The organism is Pseudomonas huaxiensis, assembly GCF_003231275.1.
Classification (GTDB): domain Bacteria; phylum Pseudomonadota; class Gammaproteobacteria; order Pseudomonadales; family Pseudomonadaceae; genus Aquipseudomonas; species Aquipseudomonas huaxiensis.
The window spans coordinates 68,194-84,857 of record NZ_QKVL01000025.1 but is presented as its reverse complement, the minus strand read 5'-3'; the positions used below and the strand labels follow the sequence as shown (position 1 = coordinate 84,857).

The window sequence follows — 16,664 nt, the reverse complement described above, 5'->3', positions numbered from 1 at the left end:
CCGTATCAGCTAACCGAGCCGTATCGGCGTACGCCGCTCTCGGCAGCCGGCAACCTCGCTTCGACACTGCCTGAAGCAGCGAACAGCACCAGGTGATCCGCCGCAACGGCAATCCCGACGTCCTGGCCGATCTGGTAATCGATATGGCTTGGGAAAATCGCTTCGAGCTGGGTGCCGGTGCCCAGTTGCAGGCGGTACAGCGTCGAGGCGCCCTGGAAGCTCTTGCCGTTGATCCGCGCGCTCAGGGCGCTGTCCGGGGCATGGATGATGTCGTCGGGTCGCAGCAGCACATCCACCGCGCCGCCGACCGGCAGCGTGTAGGCGCGGTTGCCGCGCAACGTGCCGAGTTCAGTGTGTACCGTCTCCGGGTCGAGCAACTGGCCACGAATGAAATAGCCCTGACCGATGAAGCTGGCCACGAACGGGGTCGCCGGCTCGTGGTAGAGGTTGTAGGGCGTATCCCACTGCTCCAGCCGGCCTTCCTTGAAGACGCCGACATTGTCGCTGACGGCGAAGGCCTCTTCCTGGTCGTGTGTCACCAGGATCGCACTGGTGCCGCGGCTCTTGAGGATGTCGCGGACTTCGTGGCTCAGACGCCGGCGAAGTTCCACGTCGAGGTTGGAGAAGGGTTCGTCCAGCAGCAGCAACTGCGGCTCTGGCGCCAGGGCGCGGGCCAGGGCGACCCGTTGCTGCTGGCCACCGGAAAGCTCATGCGGGTAGCGCCCGCCGAGGCCGTCGAGTTTGACCAGCTCGAGCATCTCCTTGACCACCTGCTGCTTGTGCGGGTGTTTGCCGATGCCGAACGCGACGTTGTCCGCCACCGTCAGGTGGGGGAACAGCGCGTAGTCCTGGAACACCATGCCGATCCGGCGTTTCTCCGGTGCCAGGGTGAACCCGGCCTTGGAGATGGTCTCGCCGGCCAGCTGGATGTCGCCATCGTGGATAGGCTCGAAGCCGGCGATGGCGCGCAGGGTGGTGGTCTTGCCGCACCCCGAGGAGCCAAGCAGGCAGCCGATGTCACCGGCGTTCAGGTGCAGGTTGAGGTTCTGGACGATGCGCGCCTCGCCATAGCCGCAGGCGAGGTTGCGCAGGTTGAGCAATAGGGGACGACTCATGCGTGGTGGTAGGCCGGTTCAACAAGGAATTCGAGAAGCGCCTTCTGTGCATGCAGACGGTTTTCCGCCTGGTCCCATGCGACCGAACGAGGGTCGTCGAGCAGGTCCACACTGATTTCCTCGCCACGGTGGGCAGGCAGGCAGTGCATGAACAGGGCATCGGGGGCTGCCAGGTCGAGCAGTGCGCGGTTGACCTGATAAGGCGCGAACCGCTCCAGGCGCCGTGCAGTTTCCTCTTCCTGGCCCATGGAAGTCCAGACATCGGTGCTGACCAGGTGGGCATCACGTACCGCTTCCTTCGGATCGCGGACGATCTGCACGCGGTCACCGGCCTGGGCGACGAATTTCGGGTTTGGCTCGTAGCCTTCCGGGCAGGCGATGCGCAACTGGAAGTCGAACTGGATGGCCGCTTCTATATAGCTGTTGCACATGTTGTTGCCGTCGCCGATCCAGGCCACGGTCTTGCCCTGGATCGAGCCGCGGTGCTCGAGGAAGGTCTGCATGTCGGCCAGCAACTGGCACGGGTGCAGGTCGTCGGACAGGCCGTTGATCACCGGAACCCGCGAATTGGCGGCGAATTCGGTCAGGATGCTGTGGGCAAAGGTACGGATCATTACCGCATCGAGCATGCGCGACATGACGATGGCACAGTCGCCGATCGGCTCGCCGCGGCCCAGTTGGGTATCGCGCGGGGACAGGAAGATTGCCTGGCCGCCGAGCTGGATCATGCCGGCTTCGAAGGACAGCCGGGTACGGGTCGAGGATTTCTCGAAAATCATGCCCAGCACGCGGTTTTTCAGGGGCTCAAAGAGTACGCCGCGGTTACGCAGGTCTTTCAGCTCGATCCCTCGGCGGATCACACTGACCAGTTCTTCGGCGGTGAAATCCATCAGGGAGAGAAAGTGCCTAGCGCTCATCATTGACTACCTTTTTGCAACAGACCGCAGATCAGCAAAAACCGGTTTTTCGGAAACACGGATGAGACCTGCGGCGAAAGCCGCACGGGGCGACGAAATAGGGGAAGGCGCAATACTATAATTAAATGTCGCGTCTTACCAAGTGGGGCTGCATCCATGGCGTGGGCCGGGGATTTGAGCGAGCCGTTGGTCTGCTTCTTTTTCCAGAGCAAGAGAGCTTTTTACACTGCCCCAGACGCGCTTGGCAATGAAGCGACAAGGGTTTGTCGGCCATCTGGAACCATCGTTCCTCCTGATGGCCGGGGATTCACGCCGCGAAGGTCGCTGGCAGCCCGCGCTTGCCGGGGCCATAGTCGGGGACGGCACTCCCCCCCGATCCGAGAACAAGAGGCGGCCATGACCAAGACCGTGCACCACCGAGCCTGTCACCTGTGCGAGGCCATCTGCGGCCTGACCTTCGAGCTCGATACCGACGAGGGCGGCCTCCCGCGTATTACCTCGATCAAGGGCGATGCCCACGATAGTTTCAGCCGCGGCCACATCTGCCCCAAGGCGGTGGCGCTGCAGGACATCCAGAACGACCCCAATCGCCTGCGCGGGCCGGTAGTGCGCGTGGGCGACCAATGGCTGCCGATTCCGTGGGAAGAAGCCTTCGAACTGGCCGCCCGCAAGCTGTACGACATTCAGCAGCGCCACGGCCAGAATGCCGTCGCGGTCTATCAGGGCAACCCGAGCGTGCACAACTATGGGCTGATGACCCACAGCAACTACTTCCTCGGCCTGCTCAAGACCCGCAACCGCTTTTCCGCGACGTCGGTCGACCAATTGCCGCATCACCTGACCAGCTACCTGATGTACGGGCATGGCCTGTTGCTGCCGATCCCGGACATCGACCACACCGATTTCATGTTGATCCTTGGCGGCAACCCGCTGGCCTCGAACGGCAGCATCATGACGGTGCCGGATGTCGAGAAGCGGCTGAAGGCGCTCCAGGCGCGCGGCGGCAAGCTGGTGGTGGTCGATCCGCGGCGCAGCGAAACCGCGGCGATGGCGGACCAGCATCTGTTCGTCCGTCCGGGAGGCGACGCGGCGCTGCTCTGTGGCGTGCTCAACACCCTGTTCGAGGAAAACCTCACCCGGGTGACGCATTTGCCGGTCAACGGCCTGGATCAGGTTCGCGAGGCCCTGCAGTCGTTCACGCCGGAGATCATGAGCTTGCTGTGCGGTATCGACGCGGGGCTGATCCGGCAGTTGGCGCGGGACTTCGCGGCGGCGGACAAGGCGGTGTGCTATGGGCGCATGGGGGTGTCGACCCAGGCGTTCGGTACCCTCTGTCACTGGTTGGTGCAGTTGATCAATCTGGTCAGTGGCAACCTCGACCGCGTCGGCGGCGCACTCTGCACCGAACCTGCGGTGGACCTGGTGGCGACCACCAGCGGCGGGCATTTCAATCAGTGGCAGAGCCGGGTATCCGGGCTGCCGGAGTATGGCGGCGAGCTGCCGGTGTCAGCCCTGGCTGAAGAAATGCTCACCGATGGCGAAGGACAGGTGCGCGCATTGGTGACCGTGGCCGGCAACCCGGCGTTGTCCACGCCTAATGGCCGACAGCTCGAGCAAGCGCTGGACGGCCTGGAGTTCATGCTGAGCATCGATCTCTATATCAACGAGACCACGCGCTACGCCGACCTCATCCTGCCATCGACCTCCGCACTGGAAAACGATCACTACGACACCACATTCAACCTGTTCGCGGTACGCAACATTTCCCGCTTCAACCGGGCGATCCTGCCCAAGCCTCAAGGCGCGCTGCACGATTGGGAAATCTTCGTCGGCCTGGCGCGGGCCTTCGCGGCGATCAGCGACAAACCACTGAAGCCGACCTTGCCGCCTGCACAGATGATCGACCTGGGCCTGCGCGGTGGACGCTATGGTGAAGGTTCGGCGTTCGGCCTGTCGGTGGAAACGCTTGACCAGTACCCGCACGGCATCGATCTGGGGCCTTTGCAGCCCAATCTGGCCGGGCGTCTGAAAACCGCGAGCGCCAGCATTGAAGCGGCCCCGGCGGAGATCCTCGCCGACCTGCAGCGCTTCGCCGCGCAACAGCCACCCAGCGCCGCGCAGTTGCTGCTGATTGGCCGACGCCATGTGCGCAGCAACAACTCCTGGATGCACAATTTCCATCGGCTGGTCAAAGGCAAGCCCCGCCATCAGTTGCTGATGCACCCGGAAGACCTGGCCGGGCGCCAGTTGCAGGATGGGCAGCGGGTGAAGGTGACTTCGCGGGTTGGCAGCATCGAGGTGGATGTGCAGGCCAGCACCGACATGATGCGTGGCGTGGTCAGCCTGCCCCATGGTTTCGGCCACGCCCGGCCCGGTGTATTGCTGGACATCGCGCGAGCACAGTCCGGGGCCAGTGCCAACGACCTGACCGATGAGCGTCTGCTCGACGCACTGTCCGGCAATGCAGTGCTCAACGGTGTGCCCGTGGAGGTGGTTGCTGCATGATTGTCGGCAAGGCCGAGCGTCATGCTCGGCTTTCCGATACAATTCGCCACCGTGCCGACAACCAGGTCGGAAAGTTCAGCCGAGGTGCTTCATGGATATCATCGAAACAATCAAAGAGCAGATCGCCAACAACACCGTTCTGCTTTACATGAAAGGCTCGCCGAATGCCCCGCAGTGCGGCTTTTCGGCAAAAGCGGCGCAAGCCGTAATGGGCTGCGGCGAGAAGTTCGCTTACGTGGACATCCTGCAGAACCCGGAAATTCGCGCCAACCTGCCGAAGTACGCCAACTGGCCAACCTTCCCACAACTGTGGGTAGCTGGTGAGCTGGTCGGCGGTAGCGACATCATGATCGAGATGGCCGCCAATGGTGAGCTGCAGACCCTGATCAAAGAAGCTGCTGCCAAGGCCAAGGCTTCCGAAGCCTGATCACTCCTTTTTAGCTTCAAGCTTTGAGCTTCAAGCTTCAAGCAGTAAGGCAAGTGGTGGTGAGGCAGGTTTCTGATTCACGCCGCTGATTGTTGAAATGAAAACGCCGCGCTCCTTCCGGAGCGCGGCGTTTTCATTTCAAAGCTGAGTGATCAAGCGAGAAAGAGGTGGGTGTTGACCGCTCTTTCTTGTCGCTTAAAGCTTGAAGCTCGCGGCTGCGTTACTCACCCATCTGCGATTGCAGGTAGTTTTCCAGGCCCACTTTGTCGATCAGGCTCAGTTGGGTTTCCAGCCAGTCGATATGCTCTTCCTCGGCCTCGAGGATGTCTTCCAGCAGTTCGCGGCTGCCGAAATCGCCAGCGGTTTCGCAGTGAGCGATGGCGGCTTTCAGGTCGATCAGGCCTTTCTGCTCGATCTTCAGGTCGCATTCCAGCATTTCGCGGGTGTGCTCGCCGATCAGCAGCTTGCCCAGGTCCTGGACGTTGGGGATGCCTTCGAGGAAGAGAATACGCTTGATCAGTTTGTCAGCGTGTTTCATCTCGTCGATGGATTCTTTGTATTCGTGCTTGCCGAGTTTTTCCAGACCCCAGTCTTCGTACATGCGTGCATGCAGGAAGTATTGGTTGATCGCGACCAGCTCGTTTCCGAGGATCTTGTTGAGATGCTGGATGACGCTTACGTCGCCTTTCATGATTGAGGTCCTGCTCTTCAAGTGTGCCAATAAGCAGGAGTTTGAGCCTGGCAACTTTCTCTGTCAAACCTAAGTTATTGAATAATAAGTGAAAATTAATCGGAATAAGAATGTTTGTGTTCCGCGTTTTACACCTAACTAGTTGAATTATGGGCATAAAAAAACCGGACACTAGGTCCGGTTCTTTATAAATGGGGAAAAGATTTTTTCAGGCGGCGGAGAATTCCACAGGGTAAGGCAGGGCAGAAGCCTGGCTGGCCTGGATTTCAGTCAGGGTCTCGCGGACGACCTGCTTGGCAAGACACGCACACTTGCCACACTGGCTGGCAACGTTGGTGGCGGCGCGGACTTCCTTGTAGCTACAGCATCCTTCATAGATCGCATCGCGGATCTGTCCGTCGGTTACACCAACACAAAGACACACATACATAGAAGAAGACCATCAGGGTGGCGGGCTCAATGGAACGAAGCTTAATGTTAATGAGAATGCTTGTCAAAACTCTTCTCGTGAGCCGCGAGATAGAGCGACCGCCGGTAGGCAAAACTGTCTGATCGCCATTACTCGGCGTCCCGCGCAGCGCGGTGTATGATGCCCAACTCGTGTCAGGCGACTTCGATCGCCTGCGTAGTTAGTTTCACACCATCAGGAGAAATCGAATGAGCGTGCTCGTTGGCAAAAAAGCCCCGGACTTCACCGTCGCCGCAGTACTGGGCAATGGCGAAATCGTCGACAGCTTCAACCTGGCTTCGGCTATCAAGGGCAAGTACGGCCTGGTGTTCTTCTACCCGCTGGACTTCACTTTCGTCTGCCCGTCCGAGCTGATCGCGCTGGACCACCGCATCCCTGACTTCCAGGCGCGCAACGTCGAAGTCATCGGCGTCTCGATCGACTCGCACTTCACCCACAACGCCTGGCGTAACACCCCGGTCAACAACGGCGGTATCGGCCAGGTCAAATACACCCTGGCAGCCGACATCTCCCACGAAATCTGCAAAGCCTACGACGTTGAGTCCGAAGGCGGCGTAGCCTTCCGTGGCGCGTTCCTGATCGACACCAACGGTGTCGTCCGTTCGCAGATCGTCAACGACCTGCCACTGGGCCGTAACATGGACGAGCTGCTGCGTCTGGTCGACGCCCTGCAATTCCACGAAGAGCACGGCGAAGTCTGCCCTGCCAACTGGAAAAAAGGCGACAAGGGCATGACCGCTTCGCCAGAAGGCGTTGCTGCTTACCTGAGCGAGAACGCTGGCAAGCTGTAATCCGCCACGCATAAAAAAACCGGCCTTCTTCAGGCCGGTTTTTTTATGGCTGCATTTCAAGTTTCAAGCTGCAAATTTCAAGCTACAAGATAAAGCGGGAACGCATGCGCTGCGCTTTTTCTCGTAGCTTGCGGCTTGAGGCTCGGAGCTGCGTCACTCGTCGAAATCGTGCCAGCCGCCCATTTCCTTCCAGCGGTTGACGATGCCGCAGAACAGCTCGGCGGTCTTCTCGGTGTCGTAGCGGGCGGAATGCGCCTCGCGACCATCGAAGTCGATATCGGCGCTCTGGCAGGCCCGCGCCAGGACGGTCTGGCCATAGGCGAGGCCGGCGAGGGTGGCGGTGTCGAAGCTGGAGAACGGATGAAACGGGTTGCGTTTCATGTCGGTGCGCGCCACGGCGGCGTTGAGGAAGCCGAGGTCGAAGCTGCTGTTGTGGCCGACCAGAATCGCCCGCTTGCAGCCATTGGCCTTCAGTGCCTTGCGCACGCCGCGGAAGATATCGGTCAGCGCCGCTTCTTCACTCACTGCCATGCGCAGCGGGTGATCGAGCTTGATCCCGGTGAACTCCAGGGCAGCCTGTTCGATATTGGCGCCTTCGAAGGGCTCGACCCGGAAGAAATAGGTGTGTTCCGGGAACAGGAAGCCCTTTTCATCCATGCCGATGGTAACCGCGGCGATTTCCAGCAGCGCGTCGGTGGCGCTGTTGAAGCCGCCGGTCTCGACATCCACCACAACGGGCAGATAGCCACGGAAACGTTCTGCCATCGGGTGGCGCGAACCACCGCCAAGACCTTCCTGGTCGTCGAACTGATCGTCACTCACGCGTTTTCCTCCAGCAGGCGCCAGCGCAGTTGCTCACCGGCGCGCAGCGGGACGACAGTCTGCTCACCGAAGGGCAGGCTGTCGGGTGCGGTCCAGCTCTCGCGGACCAGGGTAATGGTGTCGGTGTTCGCCGGCAGGCCGTAGAACGCCGGGCCGTGCAAGCTGGCGAAGCCTTCGAGTTTGTCCAGGGCATTGCGCTGTTCGAAGGCCTCGGCGTACATCTCGATCGCCGCATAGGCGGTGTAGCAGCCTGCGCAGCCACAGGCAGCTTCCTTGGCGTGACGGGCGTGCGGTGCCGAGTCGGTGCCGAGGAAGAACTTGCTGTTGCCGCTGGTGGCGGCGTCGAGCAGGGCGACCTGGTGGGTATTGCGCTTGAGGATCGGCAGGCAATAGAAGTGCGGGCGAATACCGCCGACCAGCATGTGGTTGCGGTTGTACAGCAGATGCTGGGCGGTGATGGTTGCGCCGACGTTGGCCGGGGCTTCGCTGACAAACTGCGCGGCATCGGCGGTGGTGATGTGTTCGAAGACCACTTTCAGCGTCGGGAAACGCTCGACCACGCGACGCAGATGCTCGTCGATGAACAGCTTCTCGCGGTCGAACACGTCGACCTCGCTGCGGGTCACTTCACCGTGCACCAGCAGCAGCATGCCGACTTCGGCCATGGCTTCGAGCACCGGAGAGATCTTGTCGATGCTGGTAACGCCGGAGTCCGAGTTGGTGGTGGCACCGGCCGGGTACATCTTGGCAGCATGGACGAAGCCGCTGGCCTTGGCGGCGCGGATTTCTTCCGGCTGCGTGCGGTCGGTGAGGTACAGCACCATCAGTGGCTCGAAGCGGCTGCCGGCCGGACGGGCGTCAAGGATGCGCTGGCGATAGGCGCCGGCTTCGTCGGCATTGCGTACCGGCGGGACCAGGTTAGGCATGATGATGGCGCGGGCAAAGGTGCGCGCCACGTCAGCGACGGTGTGAGGCAGGACGGCTCCATCGCGAAGATGGATGTGCCAGTCGTCGGGACGCAGGAGGGTCAGGCGGTCGGACATTGGGGATTCCAGGCGGTTCGAACTCTGGGCGAATGCTACCGGAAAAGCCTGGGCCGAGCACTCGCTATCAAGTTTTGCCAAAGCCGTCCGATAGCCTGCTGGTAAGTCGAAAGAATTTTGTGGAGCCGCCCGTGCGCCAGCGTTATCTAGCCCTGTTCAGCATCTTCGTCAGCCTTCCGGCCGCCGCGCTCACGTTTCAGACGCGCGTGGAAAATATCGAGTGGAAGGTCGAAGGCGATCAGTTCGAGTGTCGCCTGATCCAGCCGATCGCCGATTTCGGCAGCGGTGAGTTCGTGCGTCGCGCCGGCGAGCAGGCGACGTTCCGCCTGCGCTCGTCCAGCAACATGCTCGGCGCGGGGTCGGCGACCCTGCTGGCTGCCGCCGCGCCGTGGCAGCCGGGGCGTGGCGACATCAACCTGGGATCGATCCGCATGTCCGGTAGCGGCGTGCTGTTCAATAGCTCGCAAGGCCAGGCCAGTCGCCTGATCAACGGGCTGATGGATGGCCGCAGCACCGTGGTCCGCAACTACGCCGGGGAAGCCGGGCGGGCCATGGAAGTCCGACTGCTGCCGGTTAAGTTCAACAAGGCCTTTGCGGACTATCAGGCCTGCACCGCCAAGCTGCTGCCGATGAACTTCGACCAGATCCGCCAGGCGCGGATCGGATTCCCCGGCAATGGAATCGACCTGGACGCCGATGCCCGCGCCCGCCTGGACGTGATCCTCGACTTCCTCAAGGCTGACCCTACCGTCAACCATATCGAGCTGGACGGCCACTCCGACAACAGCGGTAACCGTCTGACCAACCGTGACCTGTCCCGTCGTCGTGCGTTGGCGGTGATGGAGTACCTCAAGGCCCATGGCGTGCCTGAAAGCAACATCGTCGTGCGTTTCCATGGCGAGCGTTATCCGCTGGCGGCCAACAATTCGGCGGGCAACCGTGCACGCAACCGGCGGGTGAATATCGAGCTGGACCGCGTGACGCCGGTCGAGACGCCAGCAGCGGAGAAACCCGCAGCGCCAGCACCGGCGCCAGCTGCCACTCCCGCCGCACCGGCGGCCGCGGCGCCTGCGGCAACCCCGGTGGCGCCGGCGAAGTCGAATGTTCCCGCCACGCAGCTGACGCCGGGCAAAACGTCGTTGAAGTCCTGAGTGCGACCGTCCGTCGCGCTCACGACAGTTCCTGTCGCTTTGTCGTCACAAGCTGTCGCCCCACTGTAAATTCCGCACCAAGAGCGGTAGAATCCGGGGTTTTCCGTACAACCCCGTGGAGTGATGGCATGGCGGACGTAAAAAAGGTCGTACTGGCGTATTCCGGCGGCCTTGATACTTCGGTGATTCTCAAGTGGCTGCAAGATACCTACGACTGTGAAGTGGTGACTTTCACCGCCGATCTGGGTCAGGGCGAAGAGGTCGAGCCGGCCCGCGCCAAGGCTCAGGCCATGGGCGTCAAAGAGATCTACATCGATGACCTGCGCGAAGAGTTCGTCCGAGACTTCGTGTTCCCGATGTTCCGCGCCAACACCGTCTACGAAGGCGAGTACCTGCTGGGTACTTCCATCGCCCGTCCGCTGATCGCCAAGCGTCTGATCGAAATCGCCAACGAAACCGGCGCTGACGCCATTTCCCATGGCGCTACCGGCAAGGGTAACGACCAGGTTCGTTTCGAGTTGGGCGCCTATGCGCTGAAGCCGGGCGTCAAGGTTATTGCTCCATGGCGCGAGTGGGACCTGCTGTCCCGCGAGAAGCTGATGGACTACGCCGAGAAGCACGCCATCCCGATCGAGCGTCATGGCAAGAAGAAGTCGCCATACTCGATGGATGCCAACCTGCTGCACATTTCCTACGAAGGCGGTGTCCTGGAAGATACCTGGACCGAGCACGAGGAAGACATGTGGCGTTGGAGCGTCTCGCCTGAGAACGCCCCTGACCAGGCGACCTACCTCGAGCTGACCTACCGTAACGGTGACATCGTCGCCCTCGACGGCGTCGAGATGTCCCCGGCTACCGTTCTGGCTGAACTGAACCGTATCGGCGGCGCCAACGGCATCGGCCGTCTGGACATCGTCGAGAACCGTTATGTCGGCATGAAGTCCCGTGGCTGCTACGAAACCCCGGGCGGCACCATCATGCTGCGCGCCCACCGCGCCATCGAGTCGATCACCCTGGACCGCGAAGTCGCTCACCTGAAAGATGAGCTGATGCCGAAGTACGCCAGCCTGATCTACACCGGCTACTGGTGGAGCCCTGAGCGTCTGATGCTGCAAAAGATGATCGACGCTTCCCAGGTCAACGTGAACGGCGTCGTTCGCCTGAAACTGTACAAGGGCAACGTCATCGTCACCGGTCGCAAGTCCGACGACTCGCTGTTCGACGCCAACATCGCCACCTTCGAAGAAGACGGCGGTGCCTACAACCAGGCGGACGCGGCGGGCTTCATCAAGCTCAACGCCCTGCGTATGCGGATCGCTGCGAACAAAGGTCGTTCGTTGGTGTAATCGCGCCTCGTTGAAAAAAACCCGGCATTAGTGCCGGGTTTTTTTTTGTTCGTCCAAAGGTGGCGAGTGATTTTTGGGTAGCTCCGTAATGATGGTCGTGCGCGTGCCGGAATCCAGATCTTGCAGGATCAGATTGTTGGCATCCGGCCTCGTTACGGCATGTTGAGCGAGTAGTGCGAGTAAAACCTGGGCATTGGGCCCGGAGATGATCACAGTCGAACTGGTTACTTCCGGTACTTGTGAAGCAGGAGAGGGAAGTAGCCGTGGAGTTGCTGGATTATCCGTCACCGAAGGGGGCTGTTGTATTGGCGGGTTAGTTTCAGCAGCGTCCGTTGTGTTCGAATACTCATCAGGGCCGTATAGGCTTTTGGTATTGAAGTTGAGTGTAAGAAAGAACAATAACGTCAGGAATGGCGGAAAACCCACCAGGAACCAGGTGTAAACGCTTTGGCTACTTTCCCCGAGGAAGGGTAAAGATGCGAGTGCCGACGCCTCGATAATGCCTGCGAAGATAGCGATTATGGTCAGCGGGCTTTTCGGTTCCGAACTGCTCATGGCTGTGATCTCTGCGTACGGTGCGTGTTTCTATCCCTGCTTTGGGCAGGGAATACAGGGGGGGATGAGCGCAGTGTGCAGCAAAAGGGATCCAGTCATCACAGGGTGATGAGTCTTATTGGAGAAGTATTTCAGCGGGTAATTTTATCCTTACGCGGTTTGCCGTCTCTTGCTAGGACTTATGTGGCGAATATTAAGGATATTTCCTTCATGTCTTTTTCCGTTATTCGTAGCGATATTTTCTGCTGGCGAGGCTAGCATCCGGAGATGCCTTTTTTGATCTTCAAAACAAGGTTCGCAGTAACGGTCAAATAAGCTGCCTGTAGGAATCTTCTGTAAGAAGCTTCTTTTGTTTTTGTAGTCCACGTCTGAGTGTGCGGGTGTTCAGAACATACGCCCTGCACTGAACAAGCGGACTGGGCTATTGTGCGGGCTTCTAACAAGTCGAATAGTAAAGAATGGATCTTGCCCATGAATAAAGTGCTGATCGTCGATGACCATCCGGTCATTCGCTTGGCCGTGCGCATGCTGATGGACCGGCATGGTTATGAAGTGATTGGGGAAACGGATAACGGGGTGGATGCGCTGCAACTGGCCAGGGAGCATTTGCCGGATATCGTGATTCTGGATATCGGGATTCCAAAGCTTGATGGGCTTGAAGTGATTGGCCGCCTCACGGCCAATGGAATCGTCATCAAGGTTCTCGTACTGACTTCCCAGGCGCCGGGACATTTTTCGATGCGTTGCATGCAGGCGGGCGCTGCCGGCTATGTGTGCAAGCAGCAGGACCTTACGGAGTTGCTCAGTGCAATCAAGGCCGTGCTCTCGGGCTACAGCTACTTTCCCAACCAGGCGCTGCACTCGGTACGCGCCAATCTCGGCGGTTCCAGCGAGGCGGACATGGTGGGGCGCCTGTCAGGGCGGGAAATGATGGTGCTGCAGCAACTGGCCCGGGGCAAGTCCAACAAGGAGATCGCCGATGGCATGTTCCTCAGCAACAAGACGGTAAGTACCTACAAGACCCGTCTTCTACTCAAGCTCAATGCTCGTTCATTGGTCGATCTGATCGAGTTGGCGCAGCGCAACGGCCTGGTCTGACCGCTCCCCCCAAAACGCAAAAAGCCTCCGTAATGGAGGCTTTTGTTTTTCCAGGCCCGTAACGTCTCAAAGATCGAAGTCGTAATCAGCCAGTCGCTTTTGCAAACGGCGTTCTTCCAGCAGGTTGTCGATGGTGCGGCGTTTGCTCAGATTGGTTTTTGCAGCTTCAACCGGGGTGTCGTTGACAAACTCGTCGGACGCCGGGGATTCGTCATCAACATCAAGGTCTTCTTTTTCAGTGCTCATGAGTCACTCCGTTACAAGAGGGCCATTCGCGCTCCTTATAACGATATTCCTGAAGCGGGTAAAAAAGATTTTTTCAATCACCCGGTGAGGGTTTTCACTATGTTCTCAATCGTCGGAGGTCTTGTGCTTGTACTCGCACAAGTCTTCGATCCGGCAACTTCCGCAACGGGGTTTGCGCGCCTGGCACACATAGCGGCCAAGCAGGATCAGCCAGTGATGCGCGTCCAGCAGATAGTCCTTGGGAACGAACTTCAGCAGCGCCTTTTCTACCTCAACGACATTCTTTCCAGGTGCGATGTTGGTGCGATTGCTCACCCGGAAAATATGCGTATCCACCGCCATGGTCAGTTGCCGGAACGCGGTGTTGAGTACCACGTTGGCAGTCTTGCGGCCCACGCCCGGCAAGGCCTCCAGCGCTTCGCGGGTTTCCGGGACTTCACCGCCGTGCTGCTCCACCAGAATCCGGCAGGTCTCGATGACATTCTTCGCCTTGCTGTTGTACAGACCGATGGTCTTGATGTACTCGGACAAGCCTTCCACACCGAGCGCATGAATCGCGGCGGGCGTGTTGGCGACCGGGTACAGCTTGGCGGTGGCCTTGTTGACGCCCACGTCGGTGGACTGAGCGGAGAGAATCACGGCGATCAGCAGCTCGAAGGGCGAACTGTAGGCCAGCTCGGTTTTCGGTTCGGGGTTGTCTTCGTGTAGCCGGCGAAAGATCTCCAGGCGTTTGGCGGCATTCATGGATCAGCTATTTCCTTCACGGTCTGGTGTGGCCTGTTTCGGACAGGCTCGTTTGATCAGGGCCAGCAGCACGCCGAGCAGCAGCAGGGCGCCGGGTGCGAGGCTGGCCAGGCGCAGGCCGGTAATGTCCGGCCCGCTGATGGATGTCAGGTGCAAGGTGCCGCTCGCCAGCAGTTCTCGGGTCGTGCCGAGCAGCAGGTACAACCCACAGAATCCACCCAGCAATGCGCAAGCACGGCGCCATTGCTCGGTCTTGCCGAGGCTCTGTTCGAAGAGCAGGCATTGCAGGGCGATCAGTTCTGGGTAGATGCCGAGCGCATTGCGCGCTTCCAGGCCCCAGGCGTGCAGGGCCAGGGTCTGGCAAGTGACCAGGGTAGCGGCGAGCAGAATGCTGGAGACCTCGCTCGCGGCCTCATCTAGCCAGCGCCGCAGGGGTGTCATGCAGGCGAGATGAGCCAGCACCGCCGACAGGGTAAGCCCGGCCATGACACTGGCCTGGAGCAGTGTCTGGGTCGCGCCGAGCAGTGGCGCCAGACTGAGGGCCGCCAGCCACGACTTATTCATGGGCGGTGCCCTCCGTCATCCAGCCTTGGGCGTGTTCGTCGAAGTAGCGCAGGGCGTCCTGGATGGCGTGGATCACCGCCCGGGAGGTCACGCTGGCGCCGGCCAGTTGGTCGAACTGGCCGTTGTCGCGCCTCAGGGCCCAGGCCGACTCTGGCGTGTTGGCCTGGCTGCGGCCGGCGAAACCCTGCAGCCAGCGGTTGCCAGGTTCAATCAGGCGAGCGCCGAGCCCCGGCGTTTCCTGATGTTGCAGGACATGGCTGGAGATCACCCGGCCATCAGGGCCGATGGCGATCAACAGTTGAATGGGGCCGGCATAGCCTTGCACACGGCTGTGCAGCACCACCGCAGTGGTTTTGCCGGCCAGGGTGGCGAGATAGCCGCCAAGCAGGCTGCTATGGGCCAGCTCCGGCTCGGGGAGGGCGAGTGGCTGTCGCAGCGGCTCGTTGTCGTAGCTGCCCGCGGGCAGCACGCTGAGCCAGGTACGTGCCTTGAGTTGTTCTTCGGCTGTACTGATTCGTGGGGCACAAAACTGTTGCCAGGTGACACTGGCGCCCACGCCCAGCAGCGCCAGGGCGACGGTCAGCACAACGCTGCGCCCGTTCATGCCGCCTCCGTTTGTCGACGTTCCGCCCAGCGGTCCAGCGCTGGCACGCAGAGGTTCATCAGCAATACGGCAAAGGCGGTGCCGTCCGGGTAATTGCCCCAGGTGCGAATCAGGTAGGCCAGTACGCCCACCGCCGCACCGAACAGCAGCCTTCCCCAAGGGGTTTTCGGGCCGCTGACCGGTTCGGTAACGATGAAGAACGCGCCCAGCATGGTCGAGCCGGCCAACAGGTGCAGCAGCGGCGAGCCGTTGGAGTCTGACCCCGAACCGTTCCAGCAAAGCAGGCTGATCACGAACAGTGCGCCCAGCATGGCGACCGGTGCCTGCCAGGCGATTACCTTGCGTTGCAGCAGGAACAGGCCGCCGAGCAGGAAGCCCAGGCTGGCCCATTCGCTACCGCGGCCAGCGAAGTGGCCAAAGCCCGGGTGGCTGGCGAACAGCTCATCGATGGTCAGGCTCTTGTTCTGTCGCAAACCGTCCAGCACCGTGGCCTGCGCCCAGGCGTCGGGACGCTCGCCGAGGCCGAACAACGCATTCAGGCTGTGACCCAGGTCTAGCGGCTGGGGCGCCGGCCAATGGGTCATTTGCACAGGGAACGAGAGCAGTACGACGACGTAGCCGAGCATGGCTGGATTGAACGGGTTGCGCCCAACGCCGCCATAAAGCTGCTTGCCGAGGGCGATGGCGCTAGCGGCGGCGATCACCGGTAGCCACCAAGGGCCATGAGCGGGCAGGGCGGCAGCCAGCAGGGTGGCGCTGACCAGCGCGCTGCCATCGTTCAATGCTGGGAGCACCGGGCGCTGACGCAGGCGCAGCAACAACGCTTCCGTGAGCAGGGCGGCGCTGCCAGCCAGCAGCAGATTGAACAACACCCCCCAACCGTAGGCCCAGAACAGCGCCAACAAACCCGGGGCACAGGCCAGCAGCACCTGCTGCATGGCGCTGCGCAGACGAAGGTCGGTATCAGGAACGGCGCTCATGATGTGAACAATCCGCTGAAACCGAGAAAAGCCATGGCCATGATCCCGGCGCCCATCAACTCGATGGGCAGACCACGAAAGTCCAGTGGAACATCGTCATGCTGGCTGCGCTGGCGCAGGTCGTCGAACAGCGCCAGCACCAGCCAGAAGCCTAGCCCGCTGCCCAGGCCAACCGCCAGGCTGTAGAGCACGCTGGGCTGTTCCTCGGCCAGTTGCAGGCACAGGCCAAGCACCGCGGCGTTGCCCATCAACATCGGCTTGAGCCCGTCGAACACCGCGTTTTTCCGCCAGCGCTGCAAGCCATGAAGAATCGGCCCGGCGCTCAGCACACAGAGCGGCAGGAAGACGAACAGGCGCAGGTAGCCGAGTTGCAGCGGCAGCAGGAGGTAATGGTGGAGCAGTTGCCCGAGGGTGCTGATCAGGATCATCGCCACCAGCGTTGCCAGCCCCAGGGCGTGGACGCGTGGGCGGCTCGTCTGGTCGTCCGGGCGCAGCAAGGGATCCAGCGCCAGCGTCTGTTGCAGGACGATGTTGTTGATCAGCGCTGCGCCGATCAGGGCGAGGATCAGTTCGGTCATGGCGGTGCCAGCGGCAGG

Annotated in this window: 19 protein-coding genes; 6 read left to right on the top strand and 13 right to left on the bottom strand. The window is 60.8% G+C overall.

Annotated elements, in window-relative coordinates; all coding sequences use genetic code 11:
• Positions 1–5 precede the first annotated feature (5 nt).
• Together DM374_RS22395 and argF are read right to left on the bottom strand one after the other, a co-directional pair.
• A complete protein-coding gene (locus DM374_RS22395; protein ID WP_110971853.1) occupies positions 6–1,115 on the bottom strand; it encodes an ABC transporter ATP-binding protein in 1,110 nt (369 codons plus the stop codon).
• Positions 1,112–2,032, bottom strand: coding sequence for an ornithine carbamoyltransferase (argF, locus tag DM374_RS22390; protein WP_110971852.1), 921 nt, complete (start codon positions 2,030–2,032; stop codon positions 1,112–1,114). The genes DM374_RS22395 and argF overlap by 4 nt, the downstream gene beginning before the upstream one ends.
• Before the next feature lie 396 nt (positions 2,033–2,428).
• Here argF and DM374_RS22385 point away from each other — a divergent pair, with 396 nt between their 5' ends.
• On the top strand, positions 2,429–4,537 hold the full coding sequence (locus DM374_RS22385) for a molybdopterin oxidoreductase family protein (RefSeq protein ID WP_110971851.1): 2,109 nt from the start codon (positions 2,429–2,431) through the stop codon (positions 4,535–4,537).
• A 91-nt stretch (positions 4,538–4,628) separates the two neighbouring features.
• A complete protein-coding gene (grxD, locus tag DM374_RS22380) occupies positions 4,629–4,964 on the top strand; it encodes a Grx4 family monothiol glutaredoxin (protein WP_095154889.1) in 336 nt (111 codons plus the stop codon).
• A 220-nt stretch (positions 4,965–5,184) separates the two neighbouring features.
• Here grxD and bfr read toward each other — a convergent pair whose 3' ends face one another.
• Both bfr and DM374_RS22370 read right to left on the bottom strand, forming a co-directional pair.
• Entirely contained in the window at positions 5,185–5,655 is a 471-nt protein-coding gene (bfr, locus tag DM374_RS22375) for a bacterioferritin (RefSeq protein WP_095154890.1), read from the bottom strand.
• A 208-nt stretch (positions 5,656–5,863) separates the two neighbouring features.
• Entirely contained in the window at positions 5,864–6,085 is a 222-nt protein-coding gene (locus DM374_RS22370; protein WP_110971850.1) for a bacterioferritin-associated ferredoxin, read from the bottom strand.
• Between the two features lie 227 nt (positions 6,086–6,312).
• Here DM374_RS22370 and DM374_RS22365 point away from each other — a divergent pair, with 227 nt between their 5' ends.
• Positions 6,313–6,915 (top strand): peroxiredoxin, encoded by a 603-nt coding sequence (locus DM374_RS22365; RefSeq protein WP_095154892.1) that lies wholly within the window; start codon positions 6,313–6,315, stop codon positions 6,913–6,915.
• 153 nt (positions 6,916–7,068) lie between these two features.
• Here the strand turns inward: DM374_RS22365 and rnt are convergent, their stop codons facing one another.
• Together rnt and pyrC are read right to left on the bottom strand one after the other, a co-directional pair.
• Positions 7,069–7,737: a ribonuclease T gene (gene rnt, locus DM374_RS22360; protein WP_095154893.1), complete on the bottom strand. Its 669-nt coding sequence runs from the start codon at positions 7,735–7,737 to the stop codon at positions 7,069–7,071.
• Positions 7,734–8,780: a dihydroorotase gene (gene pyrC / locus DM374_RS22355; protein ID WP_095154894.1), complete on the bottom strand. Its 1,047-nt coding sequence runs from the start codon at positions 8,778–8,780 to the stop codon at positions 7,734–7,736. Before pyrC ends, rnt begins: the two co-directional genes overlap by 4 nt.
• A 131-nt stretch (positions 8,781–8,911) precedes the next feature.
• Between pyrC and DM374_RS22350 the strand changes: the two genes are divergently transcribed.
• Both DM374_RS22350 and DM374_RS22345 read left to right on the top strand, forming a co-directional pair.
• Entirely contained in the window at positions 8,912–9,931 is a 1,020-nt protein-coding gene (locus tag DM374_RS22350; RefSeq protein WP_110971849.1) for a flagellar protein MotY, read from the top strand.
• A gap of 128 nt (positions 9,932–10,059) precedes the next feature.
• Entirely contained in the window at positions 10,060–11,277 is a 1,218-nt protein-coding gene (locus DM374_RS22345; RefSeq protein WP_095154896.1) for an argininosuccinate synthase, read from the top strand.
• A 27-nt stretch (positions 11,278–11,304) separates the two neighbouring features.
• Here DM374_RS22345 and DM374_RS33795 read toward each other — a convergent pair whose 3' ends face one another.
• Complete coding sequence (locus DM374_RS33795) at positions 11,305–11,832, bottom strand: hypothetical protein (RefSeq protein WP_225422561.1); 528 nt, start codon at positions 11,830–11,832, stop codon at positions 11,305–11,307.
• A gap of 471 nt (positions 11,833–12,303) precedes the next feature.
• Between DM374_RS33795 and DM374_RS22335 the strand changes: the two genes are divergently transcribed.
• Positions 12,304–12,930, top strand: coding sequence for a response regulator transcription factor (locus DM374_RS22335; RefSeq protein ID WP_095154897.1), 627 nt, complete (start codon positions 12,304–12,306; stop codon positions 12,928–12,930).
• 66 nt (positions 12,931–12,996) lie between these two features.
• Here the strand turns inward: DM374_RS22335 and DM374_RS22330 are convergent, their stop codons facing one another.
• The 6 genes from DM374_RS22330 to DM374_RS22305 all read right to left on the bottom strand — a co-directional run bounded on the left by DM374_RS22330 (position 12,997) and on the right by DM374_RS22305 (position 16,646).
• Entirely contained in the window at positions 12,997–13,176 is a 180-nt protein-coding gene (locus tag DM374_RS22330) for a PA3496 family putative envelope integrity protein (protein ID WP_110971848.1), read from the bottom strand.
• Positions 13,177–13,281: 105 nt separating this feature from the next.
• Entirely contained in the window at positions 13,282–13,920 is a 639-nt protein-coding gene (gene nth, locus DM374_RS22325) for an endonuclease III (RefSeq protein ID WP_110971847.1), read from the bottom strand.
• Positions 13,921–13,923: 3 nt separating this feature from the next.
• A complete protein-coding gene (locus tag DM374_RS22320) occupies positions 13,924–14,484 on the bottom strand; it encodes an Rnf-Nqr domain containing protein (protein WP_110971846.1) in 561 nt (186 codons plus the stop codon).
• A complete protein-coding gene (locus DM374_RS22315; protein WP_110971845.1) occupies positions 14,477–15,088 on the bottom strand; it encodes an RnfABCDGE type electron transport complex subunit G in 612 nt (203 codons plus the stop codon). The genes DM374_RS22320 and DM374_RS22315 overlap by 8 nt, the downstream gene beginning before the upstream one ends.
• On the bottom strand, positions 15,085–16,068 hold the full coding sequence (locus tag DM374_RS22310; protein WP_110971844.1) for an RnfABCDGE type electron transport complex subunit D: 984 nt from the start codon (positions 16,066–16,068) through the stop codon (positions 15,085–15,087). Before DM374_RS22310 ends, DM374_RS22315 begins: the two co-directional genes overlap by 4 nt.
• A complete protein-coding gene (locus DM374_RS22305) occupies positions 16,065–16,646 on the bottom strand; it encodes an Rnf-Nqr domain containing protein (protein ID WP_110971865.1) in 582 nt (193 codons plus the stop codon). The genes DM374_RS22310 and DM374_RS22305 overlap by 4 nt, the downstream gene beginning before the upstream one ends.
• Positions 16,647–16,664: the final 18 nt, after the last annotated feature.